General features: G+C 38.7%; 19 protein-coding genes. 1 reads left to right on the top strand and 18 read right to left on the bottom strand.

Translation table 11 applies throughout. The features are described from left to right. Positions 1-19: 19 nt before the first annotated feature. From hisIE to FG382_RS16340, 16 genes are all read right to left on the bottom strand, one after another. Entirely contained in the window at positions 20-646 is a 627-nt protein-coding gene (hisIE, locus tag FG382_RS16415) for a bifunctional phosphoribosyl-AMP cyclohydrolase/phosphoribosyl-ATP diphosphatase HisIE (RefSeq protein ID WP_142539979.1), read from the bottom strand. Next, positions 643-1,398 carry an imidazole glycerol phosphate synthase subunit HisF gene (gene hisF / locus FG382_RS16410; RefSeq protein ID WP_142539978.1) on the bottom strand — a complete coding sequence of 252 codons (756 nt, stop codon included), beginning with the start codon at positions 1,396-1,398 and terminating at the stop codon, positions 643-645. Before hisF ends, hisIE begins: the two co-directional genes overlap by 4 nt. After that, positions 1,392-2,135: a 1-(5-phosphoribosyl)-5-[(5-phosphoribosylamino)methylideneamino]imidazole-4-carboxamide isomerase gene (gene hisA / locus FG382_RS16405; protein ID WP_142539977.1), complete on the bottom strand. Its 744-nt coding sequence runs from the start codon at positions 2,133-2,135 to the stop codon at positions 1,392-1,394. The genes hisF and hisA overlap by 7 nt, the downstream gene beginning before the upstream one ends. Positions 2,136-2,406: 271 nt before the next feature. Then, positions 2,407-3,003 carry an imidazoleglycerol-phosphate dehydratase HisB gene (gene hisB / locus FG382_RS16400; RefSeq protein WP_268238279.1) on the bottom strand — a complete coding sequence of 199 codons (597 nt, stop codon included), beginning with the start codon at positions 3,001-3,003 and terminating at the stop codon, positions 2,407-2,409. Continuing rightward, positions 3,000-4,283: a histidinol dehydrogenase gene (hisD, locus tag FG382_RS16395; protein WP_142539976.1), complete on the bottom strand. Its 1,284-nt coding sequence runs from the start codon at positions 4,281-4,283 to the stop codon at positions 3,000-3,002. The genes hisB and hisD overlap by 4 nt, the downstream gene beginning before the upstream one ends. Before the next feature lie 9 nt (positions 4,284-4,292). Further along, positions 4,293-4,922 carry an ATP phosphoribosyltransferase gene (gene hisG / locus FG382_RS16390; RefSeq protein ID WP_142539975.1) on the bottom strand — a complete coding sequence of 210 codons (630 nt, stop codon included), beginning with the start codon at positions 4,920-4,922 and terminating at the stop codon, positions 4,293-4,295. After that, complete coding sequence (locus tag FG382_RS16385) at positions 4,915-6,093, bottom strand: ATP phosphoribosyltransferase regulatory subunit (RefSeq protein WP_142539974.1); 1,179 nt, start codon at positions 6,091-6,093, stop codon at positions 4,915-4,917. Before FG382_RS16385 ends, hisG begins: the two co-directional genes overlap by 8 nt. A gap of 180 nt (positions 6,094-6,273) precedes the next feature. Next, entirely contained in the window at positions 6,274-6,783 is a 510-nt protein-coding gene (locus FG382_RS16380) for an acyltransferase (RefSeq protein WP_142539973.1), read from the bottom strand. Beyond that, positions 6,780-7,436, bottom strand: a complete 657-nt coding sequence (ppaX, locus tag FG382_RS16375) for a pyrophosphatase PpaX (RefSeq protein ID WP_142539972.1) — start codon at positions 7,434-7,436, stop codon at positions 6,780-6,782. The genes FG382_RS16380 and ppaX overlap by 4 nt, the downstream gene beginning before the upstream one ends. Beyond that, complete coding sequence (locus FG382_RS16370) at positions 7,433-8,371, bottom strand: nucleoside recognition domain-containing protein (RefSeq protein WP_142539971.1); 939 nt, start codon at positions 8,369-8,371, stop codon at positions 7,433-7,435. Before FG382_RS16370 ends, ppaX begins: the two co-directional genes overlap by 4 nt. 17 nt (positions 8,372-8,388) lie before the next feature. Next, a complete protein-coding gene (gene lgt / locus FG382_RS16365) occupies positions 8,389-9,198 on the bottom strand; it encodes a prolipoprotein diacylglyceryl transferase (protein ID WP_142539970.1) in 810 nt (269 codons plus the stop codon). A gap of 24 nt (positions 9,199-9,222) precedes the next feature. Continuing rightward, positions 9,223-10,158, bottom strand: a complete 936-nt coding sequence (gene hprK / locus FG382_RS16360) for an HPr(Ser) kinase/phosphatase (RefSeq protein WP_142539969.1) — start codon at positions 10,156-10,158, stop codon at positions 9,223-9,225. 956 nt (positions 10,159-11,114) lie between these two features. After that, the gene (locus FG382_RS16355) at positions 11,115-12,236 is read right to left on the bottom strand and encodes a DUF4097 family beta strand repeat-containing protein (protein WP_142539968.1); all 1,122 of its coding nucleotides are present in this window, start codon (positions 12,234-12,236) and stop codon (positions 11,115-11,117) included. 101 nt (positions 12,237-12,337) lie between these two features. Next, positions 12,338-15,205 carry an excinuclease ABC subunit UvrA gene (uvrA, locus tag FG382_RS16350; protein ID WP_142539967.1) on the bottom strand — a complete coding sequence of 956 codons (2,868 nt, stop codon included), beginning with the start codon at positions 15,203-15,205 and terminating at the stop codon, positions 12,338-12,340. Between the two features lie 5 nt (positions 15,206-15,210). Then, positions 15,211-17,193: an excinuclease ABC subunit UvrB gene (gene uvrB, locus FG382_RS16345; protein ID WP_142539966.1), complete on the bottom strand. Its 1,983-nt coding sequence runs from the start codon at positions 17,191-17,193 to the stop codon at positions 15,211-15,213. A 132-nt stretch (positions 17,194-17,325) separates the two neighbouring features. Then, on the bottom strand, positions 17,326-17,565 hold the full coding sequence (locus tag FG382_RS16340) for an IDEAL domain-containing protein (RefSeq protein WP_142539965.1): 240 nt from the start codon (positions 17,563-17,565) through the stop codon (positions 17,326-17,328). Between the two features lie 178 nt (positions 17,566-17,743). On the opposite strand from FG382_RS16340, the gene FG382_RS16335 reads away from it, so the two are divergent. Continuing rightward, positions 17,744-18,286, top strand: coding sequence for a competence protein ComK (locus FG382_RS16335; RefSeq protein WP_170206556.1), 543 nt, complete (start codon positions 17,744-17,746; stop codon positions 18,284-18,286). Here the strand turns inward: FG382_RS16335 and FG382_RS16330 are convergent. Then, positions 18,283-18,648, bottom strand: a complete 366-nt coding sequence (locus tag FG382_RS16330) for a YhjD family protein (RefSeq protein WP_142539963.1) — start codon at positions 18,646-18,648, stop codon at positions 18,283-18,285. The genes FG382_RS16335 and FG382_RS16330 overlap by 4 nt on opposite strands. Before the next feature lie 244 nt (positions 18,649-18,892). Continuing rightward, entirely contained in the window at positions 18,893-20,122 is a 1,230-nt protein-coding gene (locus FG382_RS16325) for an EAL and HDOD domain-containing protein (protein ID WP_142539962.1), read from the bottom strand. Positions 20,123-20,173 lie beyond the last annotated feature (51 nt).

Raw genomic sequence — 20,173 nt, 5'->3', positions numbered from 1 at the left:
TTCAGTATATCATAAAGTATTATTTTTTATCGGCTTTCTCTTCATGTCTTTTTTGCAGTACTTGTAGCAAATCATAAAAGCTGACTTGTTGATTTTGTAAGAGGACGAGCAGGTGATAAATTAGATCAGCAGCTTCCCATTTTAGCTCTTCTGCATCATTGTTTTTAGAAGCAATAATAACTTCTGCAGACTCTTCCCCAACTTTTTTACAAATTTTATCTACACCTTTTTCAAATAGATAAGTCGTATACGCCCCTTCTGGCATTGTTTGCTGTCTTTCCTTAATCGTATTAATAAGTGAAGTGACTACATTGTAACCAACAGTCTCGTCAAACTTATCTAAACTATTGTGGAAGCAAGTATCCTGACCAGTATGGCAGGCAGGCCCAGTAGGTAAAACTTCTACTACTAAAGCATCTGAGTCACAGTCCGTCCGAATAGATACTACTTTTTGTGTATTTCCCGATGTTTCTCCTTTATGCCATAATTCCTGTCTACTTCTGCTGAAGAACCATGTTTCTTTTGTTTCTACTGTTTTGTTATACGATTCCTCGTTCATGTAAGCTAGCGTTAATACTTCTCGTGTTATGGCATGCTGTACAATTACTGGGATAAGTCCATTGTCATCATATTTTAAGTTGGTCATTTCACTTCGACTCCTCTTTCACGTATGTAATTTTTCACTTCAGCTACACTCGTTTCTTTGAAATGAAAAATGGAAGCTGCAAGCGCTGCATCCGCATTTGCTTCTGTAAAAGCCGCTAATATATGTTCGACATTTCCAGCTCCACCACTGGCAGTAATAGGAATAGAAACAGCTTCCTTTACTCGTTTTGTAATCTCGATATCATAGCCATCCTTTTCCCCGTCACGATCCATGCTTGTCAGTAATATTTCCCCTGCTCCAAGCTTCTCTACTTCTATCGCCCAGTCTACCGCTTTCCAGTCCGTTCTTTTTTGACCACCATGTGTGTATACGAACCAGTCCTGCTCTTCTTCCGACCACTTCACATCAATAGCAGCGATAATTTTATTGGAACCGAAAGTTTTTGCTCCTTCTGTAATAACAGCAGGATTGCTTATTGCTGCACTATTAATAGATACTTTGCTTGCCCCTGCATCTAGCAGTTGTTTCATATTCTCCGTAGTACGAATTCCACCACCAACGATCAAGGGGATAGAAATTTGAGCTGCTGTTTTTTTCACTGCTTCTAGCATCGTATCGCGACCTTCTACAGACGCCGAAATATCTAAAAATACGAGTTCATCTGCTCCTTCTTTATCATAGAATGCAGCTAACTCTGCAGGATCTCCAGCGTCTCTTAGCCCAACGAATTGAATTCCTTTTACAACACGCCCGTCTTTCACATCTAGACACGGAATAATTTTCTTTACCATTTTGTAACCTCCTGTAATGCTTCTGTCAATGTGAACCGGTTATTGTACAATGCTTTTCCTGTAATAACCCCACGCACTGTCGTATCCTTTGCCAGTTTTGCTACTTCTCCTAAATCTTCTAGTGAGCTTATCCCACCTGAAACGATGACGGATAACCCTGTTGCCTGTGCAAGCTCTTTGTTTGCTTTTAAATTTGTCCCTTGAAGCGTTCCATCGGTTGCAATATCTGTAAAAATAACATGCTTAGCCCCTTTGGAAGCAAAATATTGACCTACTTCTATTGCAGATTGGGAGGATGTCTCTAACCAACCATGAGTCGCTACCATGCCATCTTTTGCGTCTAACCCGATAACGATTCGGTCACCGCCAAACTCTTCTAGCAATTCTACTACTAGCTCTGGCTTTGCTATTGCAAGACTTCCAATAATGACACGCGTCACTCCGTTCGTTAAATAAAAACTGACATCTTCCTTTGAACGAATACCCCCGCCAATTTGCACACTGACAGGAAGCTCCTTAGCGATTCGAATCACTTCATTGGCATGGATCTTTTCGCCATCTTTTGCGCCATCTAAATCGACTAGATGAATCCAAGTCGCTCCTTCATCTGCAAATTTTTTAGCCATATCAAATGGCGAATCACCATAAATCGTTTCTTGCTCATAATCTCCTTGATATAAACGGACACATTTGCCGCCTTTCATATCAATTGCTGGATAGACTTGAATGAACGTCATTTTATTTCCCCCTATTAATCTGTCTAGTCTTCAGCGCCTTGCTCCTGCGCACAGCTCGTCGCAGAAGAACGTTGCCCCTCGTGGTCAAATGTGAAAAAGCTGCTCCTGCGCAAGCTCGTCGCAAACAAAATAGCTTGTGGTGGCTGGGGAGCTGCCTCCTGGGCCCGCACGATGCGGGTCATGTCTGCCTTGCCACACGATGTGGCGCACTTGGCAGACCTACCCCGTCCCCATTTGCCTGTCAGGGCAGACATAGGCGATTCCGCTTTTCTTATGTAAGCAGTCCTTTTGTGGAAGGTACACCTTTCACTCGTTCATCTTTTGTAATCGCATCATCAATTGCACGAGCTAGTGCCTTGAAAATAGCTTCAATCATATGATGAGTATTGACTCCGTAGTGTACAATTACATGTACATTCATGCGTGCTTCCAGTGCAAATTTCCATAAAAATTCATGCACAAGCTCCGTATCAAAATTCCCAACTTTTTGCGTAGGAAATTGAGCGCGAAATTCTAAGTGTGGTCGATTAGAAATATCAATTACGACTTGTGCTAATGCATCGTCCATTGGGACATATGCATTTCCGTAACGTTTGATGCTTTTTTTGTCTCCTAGTGCTTCTTTTACCGCTTGACCAAGTACGATTCCAATATCTTCTGTTGTATGGTGGTCATCGATGTGTGTATCGCCATTCGCTTTAATCGTTGCGTCAAATAAGCCATGTTTTGTAAATAGATCGAGCATATGATCCATAAATGGCACGCCAGTATCAATTTCCGCTTTTCCTTCTCCATCTAAATCTATTTCAACCCACACTTTTGTTTCATTTGTCATTCTGTCTATTTTTGCCGTTCTTTTATTTGTCAATTTAAATCCCCCTTCTCCCAACTTCTCGATTCGACCGAACGTGCATGACCTTCTAATTGTTCTAGTCTTGCAAGGCGTGCGATTTTTGGATATTGCGCTTGCCACATTTCTTCTGAATAATAGACAACGCTCGTTTTCTTTACAAAATCATCGACACAAAGTCCGCTTGAAAAGCGTGCTGTGCTATTAGTAGGTAACACATGATTGGTACCAGCAAAATAATCTCCAACTGGTTCACTGCTAAATCTACCGATAAAAATAGCGCCGGCATGATTGATTTTTTCGGAAATTGCTTCTGCATGCTCCGTCATAATTTCTAAATGCTCCGGTGCAAGCTCATTAATAGCGGTTATAGCTTGTTCTAATGTCCCCGCAATATAAATACATCCAAAATTCTCAATAGATGCTCTTGCTATTTCTTCTCTCGGAAGTTCTTTCAATTGCTTTTCCACTTCTATTGCAACTTGCTCTGCTAATTTTTCACTCGTTGTCACAAGCACGGAGCAAGCAAAACGGTCATGCTCCGCCTGTGCCAATAAATCCGAAGCTACCTCGTCTGCATATGCCGTTTCATCCGCAAGTACCGCTATTTCACTTGGTCCTGCAATCATATCGATCGCAACTTTTCCAAATACTTCTCTTTTCGCAAGTGCCACGAAGCTGTTGCCTGGACCTGTAATTTTATCCACCGCTTTAATCGTTTCGGTTCCGTAAGCTAGAGCAGCAATTGCTTGTGCTCCTCCGACCTTATAGATTTCAGACACCCCTGCAATACGTGCCGCTACTAATACAGAGGCCGGTAGCTTGCCATCTTTTGATGGTGGCGATACAATTACTACCCGTTTCACACCTGCTACAAGCGCTGGGATTGCATTCATCAATACGGAAGAAGGATACGCTGCAGTGCCTCCTGGAACATATAGCCCTACTGCATCGAGTGGCGAAATTTTATATTGAATATAAGAGTTGTTAGCTAGTGGGAAATCTATATTTTGTCGTACTTGCTGCGAGTGAAATAAACGGATATTGTTAGCCGCTTCTTTTAAATCTTCAATCAATTGTGGATCGAAGCTTGCGTATGCCTCATCTACTTCTTCTTTGGTTACTTGTAAAGAAGCTAGTTTTGCGCCGTCCCATTTTTCTGTATAAGCAAAAAGGGCTTTGTCTCCCTTTTGTTTCACTTGCTCAATTACCTCATGCACCGTCTCTAAGTGATTTTCATTTGCTTGATCTACAGAACGTTGCAAGGAAATTGCATTTGTAAGCTTTTCTATTTTCATAGGGCTCCCCTACCTTTTGATCAATTCGTTTTTTAATTGTGCAACGAATGCACGAATCCGTTCACTTTTCACTCTGTAGCTTACAGGATTGACAATTAAGCGAGAGGATATATCGACAATTTTTTCATATTCGACTAAGCCATTTTCTTTTAATGTTTGGCCCGTAGAAACAATGTCCACGATGCGATCAGCTAATCCAATCATCGGCGCCAATTCAATAGAACCATTTAACTCAATAATTTCCACTTGCTCTCCCTTTTCTTTATAAAAGTTCGTCGCAATTGTAGGATATTTCGTTGCAACTCTTGGTGCTATTTCGTTCATCATCGTATTGGGTAATCCTGCTGTTGCAATATAACAATTACTAATATGCAAGTCGAGTAATTCATGAACATCGCGTAGCTGCTCTAATAGCACGTCTTTTCCAGCGATACCGATATCAGCAACTCCATGCTCCACATAAACTGGAACATCCATTGGCTTCGCTAGTATAAATTGTATTCTTTCCTCTGGAGCCTCGACAATCAGCTTTCTAGAGTCATTAATCTCTTTCGGAAGATCAAACCCAGCTTCTACAAATAATTCATATGCTTCTTCGAAAATACGCCCTTTCGGCATTGCAATTGTTAACTCATTCACGTAAAGAACCACCTTCTGAGACAATTAATACTTCATCAAAACTTTGTTTATACACATCCAACTCATAAACACTCTCTATATATTGAAGCGTTACCCGTTCCGCATTGTTTCTTCTTGCTTCTGCCAGCACATTGGCCTTCAAATAGGCACCTTCTGTAAATAAAAGAAGCGTATGCTTTTCTTCGACATCCCTTTTCGGCAACACTTCCAAAAGTCTGTCTACTCGTATACCAAATCCCGTAGCCCCTACTTGCTCATCAAACTGCCTGAACAATTCATCGTATCTTCCACCGTTTCCAATTGGGAAACCACTTCCTGCCGCATAAATTTCAAATAACATTCCTGTGTAATAACTCATATGACTAGCAAGAGAGAAATCGAAGGAGACAATGGATGGATCTTTTAATTGAAGTTCCAATAAGCGCTTAAACTGCTCCAGTTGATCGATCAAATATTGCTGTTCATTCGTTAAATAGGCTCGGAAGTTTTCAAATACTTTAAAGTCAATCGTATAATCTATTAGCTTTGTAAGATTCTCTTTTTGTTCTTGTAATAAGCCTAGATTGTCTAACTCCTGCTCGAAACCTACGAAGTTTTTTTCTACTAATAGCTGTCTTAGCGCGTCTACTTGATGCACTGTATCCGTATTATTCGTTAGAAAGGCTGTTAATAGACCGGCGTGGCCTATCGTAATCCGAAAGCTTTCTACCCCAAGCGCCTTAACAAGCTCGACTGCCGTATGAATAATTTCGCTATCTCCGTATGCACTAAAATCACCGATTAGCTCTAGTCCAAGCTGTTCGAATTCTGCTGGACGACCACCTTCTCGTTGCTGTGCTCGGAAAACATTTGCATAATAAGCAAGACGCAACGGATTTTTTTCTTTTAGTAGCTTCGATGCTGCAATTCTTGCAATAGGAGTCGTCATGTCTGGACGCAATACAAGCGTTTCTCCTTGATTGTCTACTAGTTTAAAAAGAGAAGATTCATCAATTGCGGAAGCTTTTCCGATTGTTTCAAAATACTCAACAGAAGGTGTTTTGATAAAATCATAACCTTTGTTTCGTATAAAGTTTCTTGCTGTTGAACGTATATATTCTTTTTGTTCGTTTACTTCCGGAAATGAATCTCTCATTCCTAGCGGTTTCTCGAACATTTGAATTTTACCCATTTCACCACTCCTTATTTAACTTCACCATGCTAGAGTACTAATATGTTAAATTATATAAATTTTATCCTATATTACTCTTTTCGTCAATCTATCCGTTAGTTCCTTTTAGAATATTAAGAAAAACAATGTATTTGCTCTATAGAAAAAAGCTATCCTCCATATGAAGAATAGCTTTGTTTGTTATTTATTATTTCTTTCCATCATCTGTTCCTTCGTATAAATAATACGCATCGGATTGCCTCCGACAAAACAACCTTCAGGAACGTCCGCATTCACTAGAGTCGCTGCAGAAACGACCGCGTCATTTCCAATCGTAACACCGGGTAAGATTGTGGAATTGGCACCAATTAACACACGATCTCCGATAATTACATCACCGATTCGGTACTCATCGATCAAATATTCATGTGCTAATATCGTTGTATTATAACCGACTATCGTGTTATCCCCTACTTTGATTCGTTCTGGAAACATGACATCTACCATCACCATCAAGGCAAAAGACGTTTCTTTTCCAACTTTCATTTTCAGAAACACACGATAAAAAAAGTTTTTCCAGCTTAAAAATGGAGAGTATCTGGCTGCCTGTATAAAAATAAAATTTTTCACTACTTTCCAAAAAGGAACTGTATCATATACATGCCATAACGAATTCGCCCCACTTACAGGATATCTTTCCGTTCTCCTCATACCGTCTGCCCTTTGGCAATTTCGAGAAGCTCACTTATATGATGAATCATATAAGTTGGTAGGTAAGTCGCTAAAAAAGCTTCTCCTTTCACAGACCACGCGACAGCAGCTGTATCTACTCCCGCTCTTTGTCCACCTACGATATCATGTAAATTATCACCGATCATTAATGCATCTTCTTTTCCAACACCAAGTCTTTCAAGCGCAAGTTCGATTGGCTCGGGATCTGGCTTCGCATTTTTAACATCGTCTAAACCAATGATTGTGTCAAATAAATTCTCACATTTCATCAGGTTAATCCCTCTATCAATCATTTCTCTTCTTTTTGTCGATACGACCGCTAGTTTGTAGCCTTCTTCTTTTAATTTGTACAAAGTTTCGACAACCCCATCAAACGGTACGACCATATCATCATGATGCTTAACATTCCATTCACGATAAGCGGCCATAAGTGATTCCGTTAGTTCCGGATTGATAGAATGGAATGTTTCATGCAAAGTGGGTCCGAGAAATGGTAAAACACTATCTCTATCATATTTCCCAGGAAATCTTTCTCCTAAAACATGTAAAAAACTTTCGATAATAAGATCATTCGTGTTTAATAATGTTCCATCAAAATCAAATAATAATGCTTTATAGGCTTTTCCCTTCATAGCGTTACCACTTCCTCTTGTTTTCTTTGCTCCACCCTACGCCAAATATAAGCGACAATTATCGTCAATATAAATGCTGTCGCTAATCTTATTAAAAATAAAGGTAGTATGGGGACTCCCAATGGTAGAAATATTAACGTGTCTTCCACTACAGCATGACATGCCACTAAAAAGATAAAGGCAAGTGTTGCATCCTTTTTACTTACTCCATCCTCTTGCACTGCTTGTATCATAACGCCAGCACCATATGCAAGACCAATGGTAAGCCCTGCAACAAGCGTCAATGAAGCATTCTGCTGAATGCCGATAACTTTCGTAAACGGAGCAATCTTCTCGGAAAACTTCTGCAAATAATTACGGTCCTTTAACACTTGAATAATAATCATTAAAGGAATAACAATTAGTGCAAGTTGCAAGACACCAAAAGTCGCCTTTTGCAAGCCAAGCAAAATAATCTCTCCCCAACCATCAGGAATTTTTTCTGCACTGGCAATAGCACCATACTTGGCGATTTCTCCGCCACCTTGCCAAACTAAATTTATAACCATCGCCGATAAAATAGCTAATCCAAAACGAACGACTAAAACAACCCAAAGCTTTACTCCTACTCGAAGTGCAACGCCTGTTTCGATAAAGATATTATGTGAAAAGGACAACATCGTTGCCAATATAAACACTTCTTTTACCGTTAGATCCAGCGAAAGAATTCCTGCTATACCAGCATAGAGGTTCAATGCATTTCCTAAAACGAGTGGAATAGCTGCCTCCCCTCTAAGTCCAAGTAGACCCATAAACGGCGAGATTAAATCGATTATCCATGGGAGAATAGGAGTATATTGCAAAATAACTACGATTAAAGTAATTGGAAAAATGACCTTACTTAATGTCCATGTAGTTTTTAGACCTGCTAAAAGCCCCCTTTTTAATGTCCCCACACAATTCCCTTCTTTCTCTACTTATCCTGATATCGAACGACAGGTTTAACCGTCATTCTTCTATATACAAACAAAATAATTGCAATGGCAATCGTTACTAATGAAATAACCTGAGCTTGGCGTAAATCTCCTATTAAATAAAGGCTATCTGTACGCATTCCTTCAATAAAGAATCTACCTACTGAATACCATGTTAAATAAAATAGAACCATTTCTCCGCGACGTAAATTTACTTTACGCAGAAGAATGAGGATGATAACTCCTATTAAATTCCAAACCGATTCATATAAAAAAGTGGGATGATAATACTTACCATCAATATACATTTGATTGATAATCCATTCAGGAAGCTTTAAATTTTCTAAAAAACTTCTCGTTACTTCCCCACCATGTGCTTCTTGGTTCATGAAATTTCCCCAGCGTCCAACTGTTTGTCCAATTAGAATACTCGGTGCAACAATATCAGTCACTTTCCAAAAAGAAGTACCTCTCTTTTTCGTAAAAATGTAAGCCGTGATAAAAGCACCGATTAAAGCACCGTGAATCGCGATTCCACCATTCCAAATCTCAATGATTTTGCCAGGATTCTGTCCGTAAAAATCCCACTTAAAAATAACATAATAAATTCGAGCACTAATAATCGCGATGGGTACAGCCCAAATAAGTAAATCAGTTAAATAATCGGGATGAAATCCGCGTTTCACCATTTCTTTTTGTGCTACTAAAAAAGCTATTATTATGCCAAACGCAATAATTATACCGTACCAACGTACTTCTAATGATCCTAATGAGAAAGCCACCGGATCTATCGCTTGTAATAAATTCATATGTAACTCCCTTCAACTGACTCCTCAGTAATTTGCTTCACCGTTTTGACCTATTACATCATCTAATCGTTTGGCAAAATCTTCTGCTGCGTTAATGCCCATACGTTTTAATCGATGATTCATTGCCGCTACCTCAATAATTACAGACAAGTTTCGTCCTGGTCGAACGGGAATGGTTAGCTTTGTAATAGCTGTATTAATAATTTCTATTTTTTCTTCTTCAAGCCCTAATCGATCATACTTCTTTTTCTCATCCCATATTTCAAGCTCGATAACTAATGTGATACGTTTAAATTTTCGAATGGCACTTGCGCCAAAAAGCGTCATAATATCAATAATGCCTAACCCTCGAATTTCAAGAAGATGCTCGATTAAAGCAGGCGCACTCCCAACTAACGTATCTTCCCCTTCTTGTCTAATTTCCACGCAATCATCCGCTACTAAACGATGTCCCTTTTTCACCAATTCCAAAGCAGTTTCACTTTTACCAACACCGCTTTTACCAGTAATTAGGACTCCGACTCCATATATATCTACTAACACTCCATGTACTGCTGTTGTAGGAGCAAGCATGCTTTCTAAAAAGTTAGTTAGCATACTAGAAAATCTTGTAGTAGGCATAGTCGTCGTTAAAACAGGGACTGAGTTTGCATTGGAAGCATAGATTAACTCTTCTGGTACTTCCATTCCATGTGAAACGATAATCACTGGTGTATCTGATGCACACAGCTTCATCATTCGCTCGCTTTTTTCTTTCGCTGGTAATAATGCAAAAAACGAAATCTCTGTTTTCCCCATTAGTTGAATACGATTGGATGGATAATGTGTGAAGTAACCCGCCATTTCAATTCCTGGTCGAGAAATATCGCTAATTGCAACGTGGCGTCCAATTCCTTCCTCCCCGCTTACTAATGAAAGATTGAACTTTTCTTTTATATCCTTTGTCGTCACATGAGGCATATCTCTCCACTCCTTTCATGCATCTTTTCCGCACATAGTTCTTATTTTAGCATGATTAGTGATCTTATTTGTATTCATTTATCTTGCGCTCTCTTATTTATTAAAGTCTAATGCAATAGAATAGTGCAGGACTCCCTTTATATAGCATAAAAGTAAGCAAATCTATGCCTAGAACCATCACTTCTCCAAGCAAAGAATTTACTTGATGTGAGACGATAAGGAATACTATTTATAGCGCAGTATAGGGAAACTGCGCGGTAGTGAGTTGAATGAAGTGGACGCTTGGATTTCCGCTACAGGGTGGACGCTTTCCGCGAGCACGACTTCCATCTCCTCGGAGCTCTCGCTCCTGCGGGGCTTTCAGCTCTTACTGTTCCCGCCGGAGTCGCCACCCCTTCGCTACAATCCAATAGAGTTTGCTATTTACTCCATAATGAGAAACTAAAGTTAGTCCTATGTTGCATTTTCTATGGGTGAAAACCTGTGATTAGTTGAATAAGATAGACTATCTAGCGTTTGTGATCAATTATTGGGAGCTGCCATTGCTTGAATGGCTAATAGCAACCTTTCCTATAATTTATGCTGTCCATAAAATGAATCTAAATATGAAACTGCTCGACAGTTGTAAATAAATTAAATAACTTTTTTGTGTTTAATTATGGATTAGTCAGCAAGTTCTATTAATTGAAGCGCAAGGCGGCGACACCTGCGGGATCAGCGGGACAGGTGAGACCCCGCAGGAGCGTGCGACGAGGAGGCTCACCGCCCGCCCCGCGGTAAGCGTCCGCCTGGAGCGGAAATCAATTGCCTTTGCCGCATCACTTTACTACGCAGTTTCCCTAAAAAGTGACATGCCCCAATGCCATTAGGAAAATTTTAACCAATATATATACTTGTTTCAAAAAACAAAAGCCGTAAGAAGCGATATGCTCCTTACGGCTTTTGGACGGTTATTATTATTCACTGTCTACTGTATATCGTACAAGCACGGATCCTGTTTTTGCGTCTCCGTATACTTTTAGCGGTTCTGCTTCAGCATCCACTATTTTAGTGAATCCTACTCTTTTATTTAATAATTGCTCGGATTGGTTTAGTTGCGTGACATCTGAAAGTTGCACGTCAATTTTGCCAATTTGCGTAGTAGTTTCTCCTTTTAACGATACATCTTTCGGTACGTACAATTCAACAGTTCCTGCAACAGCAGTACCTTCGATTTTACGTGCTTCTTTGTCTTTCGTCGTTAAAATGACATGACCACTTACCGAAGAACCTTCCAGCTCCTTCAGTTTTCCATCTACATAAATACGACCATTCATCGTTTCTACTTCGATTGAATCTCCAATAACATCTTGGACTTGTACGGCTCCATTTACAGTTTCAAGGTCTGCGCTTTTAAATTTCAATGCATCTAATGTTATTTTTCCGTTTGTTGTTTTTAACTTAAACGAGTTTGCTTCCAAGTTCTTTGCGATAAATTCACCATTGAACAATCGCGCTGAAACATGATTATATGCTTTTTTCGGTACATAAAGCATTACTTGGATTGAAGTTGTTTTCATATCGCTGTATACACGCAGTTTATTTCCCTCTGTAGTGAAAATAAATTCTTCTGCAAAACGTGCTTTCGCTTCTTCTTCTGTTGAGTTTCTAAAAGATTTTACTTTTACAGTTGCATGCACGTATGCTTCTTCTGTCGGATAAATTTCTATTTTACCATTCGCTATATTCACAGAAATATCATCGAAAGACGCTTGGTCTTTTACTAGACTTTCCTCAAAAATAACCGGCTCACCGAAAGGCATTTCAAAGTCAAACTCTTTCATCTTATCCACAGTTCCTTGCATAAACTGCATAAAACGTTCACCCATTACAGTGAAATCACGTTTTAAGTCTTCTATAAAATCTGCGCTTTGGTGCTTGTTTTGTCCATGTGTTTGTTCTTGTTTCGGTTCTTCTTTGTCTAACGAAATGATAGGTGTTGACTGTTTTCCGAGTTCCTCTAGTAGTGCTAATGCTTCTTGTGCAGTAATCGTGCCATTTTCAACCATATCTAAAATACGTTTACGTTCTTCTTGCATAGTGAAAGGCCTCCTCATAAGTTTAAAATATAAAACGAGTTACTTACCCTATTAATTACGTTTAAACTTCAATAAGGTTTCATTTAGATTGAGTAGTTTTTTTACTTCGTAGAAGCTACGGTAATAACTTCATCCATACGTTTTCGATCACGCTCAAGAATAGGCTTTAGGTACTTACCAGTATAAGAATCTTTTGCTTCGATAATTTTCTCTGGTGGTCCAACCGCTACTATTGTTCCGCCTTTGTCGCCGCCTTCAGGTCCTAAATCAATCATATAGTCGGCGGTTTTAATTACATCTAAGTTATGCTCGATAACGAGTACAGAATCCCCATTTTCTACGAGGCGTTGCAGGACGATAAGTAAACGAGCAATATCATCGACATGTAAACCTGTAGTTGGTTCATCTAAAATATAAAATGTTTTTCCGTTGGATCGTTTATGCAGTTCAGAGGCTAGCTTTACTCGCTGTGCTTCTCCTCCTGATAGTGTAGTTGCTGGTTGGCCTAACTCCACATAACCTAGTCCAACATCGACTAGCGTTTGTAGTTTTCGACTAATTTTAGGATGGTTTTCAAAAAATACTAATCCATCTTCCACAGTCATTTTCAGCACTTCTGCAATATTTTTCCCTTTGTAATGTACTTCTAATGTTTCTCGATTATACCGTTTACCATGGCATACTTCACAAGGCACATAGACGTCCGGTAAAAAGTGCATTTCAATTTTAATGATTCCGTCTCCGCGGCATGCTTCACAGCGTCCACCTTTTACATTAAAACTGAATCTACCTTTTTTATAGCCTCTTACCTTTGCTTCATTAGTCGCTGCATATAAATCTCTTATATCATCAAATACACCTGTATAGGTTGCTGGATTGGACCTTGGTGTACGGCCAATTGGAGATTGATCAATATCAATCACCTTTTCCAGCTGGTCGATGCCTTCCACGCTTTTATTTGCTCCTGGTTTTACTTTGGAACGATTTAACTTAGAAGCAAGCGATTTATACAGGATTTCATTCACTAATGTACTTTTCCCGGACCCCGATACACCTGTTACTGCTGTAAATACACCTAATGGAATATCTACATTGACATTTTTTAAGTTATTTTCATTTGCACCTTTAATTTTAATATATCGTCCATCGGGCTTTCTGCGCTCCGTTGGTAGAGGGATAAACTTTTTACCGCTTAAGTATTGACCAGTAAGCGAATTTTTATTTTTCATAACTTGTTCTGGAGTACCTGCAGCAACGATTTCTCCGCCGCGAATACCAGCACCAGGCCCAACGTCGATTAAGTAATCCGCCGCCATCATCGTATCTTCGTCATGCTCTACAACGATTAAGGTATTACCTATGTCACGCATACTTTTTAATGTATCAATTAATCGATCATTATCACGCTGATGCAAACCAATCGATGGCTCATCCAGAATGTATAATACACCTGTTAGCCTTGAACCAATTTGTGTTGCTAGACGAATTCGTTGTGCTTCACCACCAGATAATGTTCCGGAAGCTCGGTTCAATGTTAGATAATCGAGACCGACATTTTCTAAAAATCCAAGACGCTCATTAATTTCTCTTAATACTAATCGTGCAATTTGCATATCTTTTTCAGACAATGTTAATTCGTGAAAGAATTTATTTGCTTCTTCAATAGAAAATTGCGTTATTTGGCCTATATGCAATGTGTCTACTTTTACTGCTAGTGTTTCTTTTTTCAAACGGTACCCTTTACAGGTCGGACAATCATGTTGCCCCATATATTTTTCCATTTGCTCGCGGATATAGTCCGAGGATGTGTCCTTATATCGGCGTTCGATATTAGCTAGAACACCTTCAAATTGAATGAGGCTATCGCGCACTTGACCAAATTCATTTTCATAGCGGAAGCGAATTTTATCTCCGCCTGATCCGTACATAATTTTCTTCCACTGATCTATCGGTAATTTTTCTACCGGCACATTCATCTTGATTTTGTAATGTTTACACACAGCTTCTAATAATTTGGGATAATATTGTGAGCTTGTTGGCTGCCATGCAACGATTGCTCCTTCTTCCAACGTCATACTTTTATCAGGTACAACTAGTTCTGGGTCTACTTCTAATTTCGACCCTAAACCATCACAATCAGGACATGCACCAAATGGGCTGTTGAATGAAAACATTCTTGGTTCTAACTCACCTATCGAAAATCCGCAAATCGGGCATGCGTGATGTTCGCTAAATAAAATTTCCTCATGCTCCATAACATCAATTAATACACGACCGTCTGCAAGTCGAAGTGCAGATTCAAGCGAATCACTTAGCCTTGCTTCTACTCCCTCTTTCAGAACGATTCTATCTATTACTACTTCAATATTATGTTTCTTGTTTTTGTCTAAATTTATATCATCATCTAGATCCGTGATTTCTCCATCTATTCGAACTCGTACAAAGCCTTGCTTTTTCATGTCTTCCAATAACTTTACATGCGTTCCTTTACGCCCGGATACAATTGGCGCTAGTACTTGCATTTTCGTTCTTTCTGGATACTCCATTAGTCGATCAACCATCTGCTCAATTGTTTGAGAAGATATTTCAATTCCATGTGTAGGACAGATTGGTTTTCCGACACGTGCAAATAACAAACGTAGATAATCGTAAATTTCCGTTACGGTAGCTACAGTAGAACGTGGATTTTTACTTGTTGTCTTTTGATCGATGGAAATGGCTGGCGAAAGACCTTCAATGACGTCGACATCCGGTTTATCCATTTGCCCCAAAAATTGTCTTGCATAGGCCGATAATGACTCTACATATCTACGTTGACCTTCAGCGTAAATAGTATCAAATGCTAAAGACGATTTACCAGATCCCGACAAGCCTGTCATTACAACCAGCTTATCTCTTGGTATTTTTAAGCTGATATTTTTTAAATTATGTGCCCGAGCACCTTCTATAATAATTTCTTGGTTTTTCACTTGGTTCACCCTTCCAACTTCAGTTCAAGGATTGCATCACGTAATTGTGCTGCCCGTTCAAAATTAAGTGCTTTAGCAGCATCTTTCATTTCTTTTTCTAAATTTTGTAGCAATGTATTTTTTTCTTCTTTCGTTAGAGGTTTTCCACTTGTCAGCTGCTGTGCATAACTTGCTTCTTCTTCCGCCACTTGCGTTGCACGAATAACCTCACGAATTTTCTTCTGAATTGTTTTCGGTGTGATCCCATGCTTTTCGTTATATTCCATTTGAATTGTGCGACGTCGTGTCGTTTCATCCATCGCTTTTTGCATGGAATCCGTTATTTTATCTGCATACATGATTACTTCGCCATTTGAATTCCTCGCCGCACGCCCTATTGTTTGGATTAATGAACGCTCCGAGCGTAGAAACCCTTCTTTATCTGCATCTAAAATCGCCACTAGAGTCACTTCTGGTAGGTCAAGCCCTTCCCTTAACAAGTTGATTCCGATGAGGACATCATATGTTCCTAAACGAAGATCCCTTATTATTTCAATTCGCTCTAATGTTTTTACTTCCGAATGTAAATACTGTACTTTAATGCCGATTTCTTTTAGATAATCTGTCAGATCTTCCGACATTTTCTTCGTTAATGTCGTAATTAAGACACGCTCATCTTTTGCGGTGCGTTCCTGAATTTCATTGATTAGATCATCAATTTGTCCTTCTATCGGCTTCAATGTAATAATCGGATCCAATAACCCAGTCGGGCGAATGATTTGTTCGACCATTTCAGGAGTATGTTCTAGCTCATAAGGACCTGGAGTTGCAGATACATATACTGCTTGTTGGATATGGTCTTCAAATTCACTAAAAGTAAGTGGTCTATTATCAAGTGCTGACGGCAAGCGAAAACCATGGTTTACTAATACTGATTTCCTTGCTTGGTCTCCATTAAACATTCCTCTTACTTGTGGTAATGAAACATGGCTCTCATCTACTACTAATAAAAAGTCTTTTGGGAAGTAGTCTAATAATGTATAAGGAGTTGCCCCTGCTTCTCGTAAAGTAAGATGGCGGGAATAGTTTTCGATACAGGAACAAAATCCCATCTCTTGCATCATTTCTAAATCATAGCGTGTACGCTGCTCCAGTCGCTGCGCTTCCAATAATTTATCCTCATCACGTAGTATCTTCAATTGTTCTTCTAATTCTTTTTCAATATTCTCTATGGCAATCTTCATCTTTTCTTCTCTTGTAACGAAGTGAGATGCCGGGAATATTGCTACATGGTCACGCTCTGCCAGTATTTCCCCAGTGAGTGCGTCTACCTCACGAATTCGGTCAATTTCATCTCCAAAAAACTCGACACGAAGACATTTTTCGTCTCTGGACGCTGGGAAGATTTCAACAACATCTCCACGAACACGGAAAGTTCCTCTTGTAAAATTTATATCGTTTCGTTCATATTGAATGTCGACTAGTTTTCTAAGCAGTTGGTTTCGCTCAATTTCCATTCCTGTCCGCAAAGAAACGACCAGTTCTCTGTATTCCTCTGGATTTCCGAGCCCATATATACAAGAAACAGATGCAATAATGATGACATCTTTTCTTTCAAATAAAGATGATGTAGCAGAGTGTCGAAGTTTATCAATTTCCTCGTTAATGCTGGAATCCTTTTCAATATACGTATCTGTTTGAGGTACGTATGCTTCCGGTTGGAAATAGTCGTAATAACTAACAAAGTATTCGACCGCATTATTAGGAAAGAACTCTTTAAACTCGCTATATAGCTGTCCTGCAAGTGTTTTATTATGTGCCATTATAAGGGTCGGCTTATTTGTTTGCTGGATGACATTTGAAATCGTAAATGTTTTCCCAGTACCCGTTGCCCCGAGCAATGTTTGATGTTTTTTTCCTTCTTGTACACCTTTTACTAATTCTTTTATTGCTTCTATTTGATCTCCTGCTGGCTCATACGGAGCTTGCAAATCAAAAATTTGTTCCATACATAAGCCTCCCACGATTTGAATAATTTCAGTTTAACATACTCTTTTTTTGAACACTAATAAAACGAACGTATGTTTTTCAATATGTTATTTGCGCAGAACAAAAGCCGCTTAAGTATAAGCGGCTTCCGTCTATTGCTTTGGATTATTTAACTGCTGCAAAGCATTTGTAAACTGCATAAATGCTTTTTTGTCTTTCTGATCCAGTGCCTCATCTATCAACTTCAATAATCGATTACTACTTTGTTCCCGGTGGATAATGTTCAAAAACATATCAAGATAAATTTCGTTCAACAGTTTTTCTGCAGAGCTTTCTTTCCCAGGCTGACCCATTGCTCTTAAAAATTCTGCATATGAATATTGTTTGTCCATTTCCATCACCCCGATGCCTTTTTTCCATTATATAAAAGCTGAACGTGAGTTGCAATCATTTTTGGAAAATTTCGATTTTATAGTCAAAAATAATAATTTTAAAAATTCGACAATTTGTCTTGATTTTTTCCCATATTTAACTATAATCGAGTTATAACTGACTAAGGAGTGAATGTATATGTTCAATAAAAAAGACGAAAAACCTTTCCTAGTTACATTTGATACCGCTGTACTTCAACCAGTTGTAATTAATAACAAAGTTTTTACCAAGGCTATTAGCCATTCCGGCGAATCCAAAATAATAGGTAAAAAGCCTTACGACGTTGTCCGCTATTCCTGTTCCCATTATGGTTCTACTATTCAACAATCCACTAAATTATCGAAAGAAGCTATTGGTAATTATTTAAAACTACCTATTCTTATCGCACACGACTTTGGAAGTCCCTGTATTTTAATTCCTATTCTTTCTCCAAAATCTGATTTAAATGTGTGGTTTTCTCTTCGAGCCATCGAATCATTTTATCCTTCTGAAGACGGCTCTACAATCGTTTTATCAAATGGACAGACAATACAAGTGCCTTCTTCTCCACAAACGATTAGCCGACAAGTTGGATTTGCTAACATATTAAATATGCACTTGTTAAGAAGAATGAGCTATCTGGTGAATAATGGATTTCCTCCTTCTCGCAGACCATTATTTCAAAAAGATTTATTTAGTTAATGTGCATTCTCTACAATCGCCAAATACATTGCTAGTAGCTCTTCCACCCGATTGCGGAGTCGGACATTTAAGTAGCGACGATGTTCTTCATAGCCTCCATGAAAAAATACATATTCGGTGAACATATCATCACCTTCTCCGCGAAGAACTTTCATACTGTGCCTTTTCATATAAATATGAGTCTTTTTTAATTCACTTTGAACATGCTTTGTGGCTCCTTCTACCATCGCTACATATGGACGTTTTAACTTAAAGGGGCCTCTTTCAAAAATCATTCGATCCTTTTCTAAAATAGTTAATACCATTGGGAGATAAATCATGTTTTCTAAATAAGGGATCGCCTCTTCCGGTATCAGTGGCATATCGCATTCTCCTTTTAAAGAACATTTGTTCTCATTATATTGTACTACTTTCAGAAGAAAATGCAACAATTTAAAAACGTTACTTTATGGAAAAAATGAATAACAATTACTAGTAGATTGACCGAAAGCCGCTGTCCTTACTGCTCATGGTAAATTCATTAAGTCATAATCGTCTGGTACTCCCGAATGCCTTGACGTATCCATTTGAATACATCAAAAAACTCCCTGCCAACATGACTGGGAGTTAATTTATGATTTCAGTTGCAAAGCGTCTTGCTTCTAGATAAAGAGTATTTAATGTGGAGTGGTCAATGCTAAGCAGAGCTGCTCCAACGATCATATCATCCCAGCGGACCTCATCACATGCAATGGCAAGTTCTAGAAAAGGAGTCATTTCCGTTTTAGTTCCGGAAAGTGTTTCTGCCACTTCATCCGAAAGTGGTAGATCTTGTAGTAAATGGATCATCGGCCGATGCAATAATGTATCTATTAAAGAAAACATACCTACTAGAAAATACTCAGAAGCATTTTGTAAAAATTTACGCCTTGCTAGTAACTCACAAATTTTTGCTCGAAACAATGATGCTTCAATGAGAGCCATACCATCACCTGAATGATTCTTTTTAGATTCACGTAATAATAAAACATACATCCAATGGTTCAATTCCTCCAGCCCAAGGATAAGCACACCTTGCTTGATCGAGCGGACTTTAGATTTGGAACGGACCGCAGGGGAATTGATCATCTTTAGGACTTTAAAAGAAAGTGATACATCTCGTTCGATTTCATTAGAAATTTCTTCTACAGAAACAGAATTATTCCGCAACAAATTGATAATCCGAAAATATTGCGCTAAATTTGCTGGAATCTCTGATCCTTTTATCACTTCAGGCTTTGCAAAGAAGTAACCTTGAAAAAGTTTATAACCAGCAGCTCTCGCTTCATGAAACTGTTCTCTTGTTTCCACTTTTTCAGCTAGCAACATGATATTCGGGTAATTGGCTTTGACGATTCGTTCAATGGCATATCTTTCGGTTTGAGTGCTTAATAGAAAATCTACTTTAATAAAGTCTACAAGAGAAAATAATTCCTCGTACAGTTTCACATTCTTTTGTAGAACAAAATCATCTAAGGCGATTAAAAAGCCGAGAGATTTAATCTCCCGCAGATTCTCAATTAAAGCTATCGTAATCGGAATATCCTCTAAAATTTCAACAACAATTCGATTCGCTGGAAATTTAGAAAACACTTCTTTTTTTAATAAATTCTCCGTAAAGTTAATAAAACATAATTTTTCCCCTGCTAATTCATTAATTCCTATTGTTAAAAAGGAATGCGTTAAAACATCTAAAGTTGCTTCATCTCCTGCTATCGTAGGAAAAGTATTGTCCTGTCCATTTCTATACAATAATTCATATGCAAATATATGTTCATCTTGAGTAAAAATCGGCTGTCTTGCAACGAAAATGTCCAAGTGATTACCTCTAATCCTTTAAGTTTCATTGATATAATTGTAACAAATCAG

It is taken from the genome of Psychrobacillus lasiicapitis, assembly GCF_006861795.1.
Lineage (GTDB): Bacteria > Bacillota > Bacilli > Bacillales_A > Planococcaceae > Psychrobacillus > Psychrobacillus lasiicapitis.
Note: the sequence above shows the minus strand (reverse complement) of the source record. Positions and strands in the feature narration are given on the sequence as shown.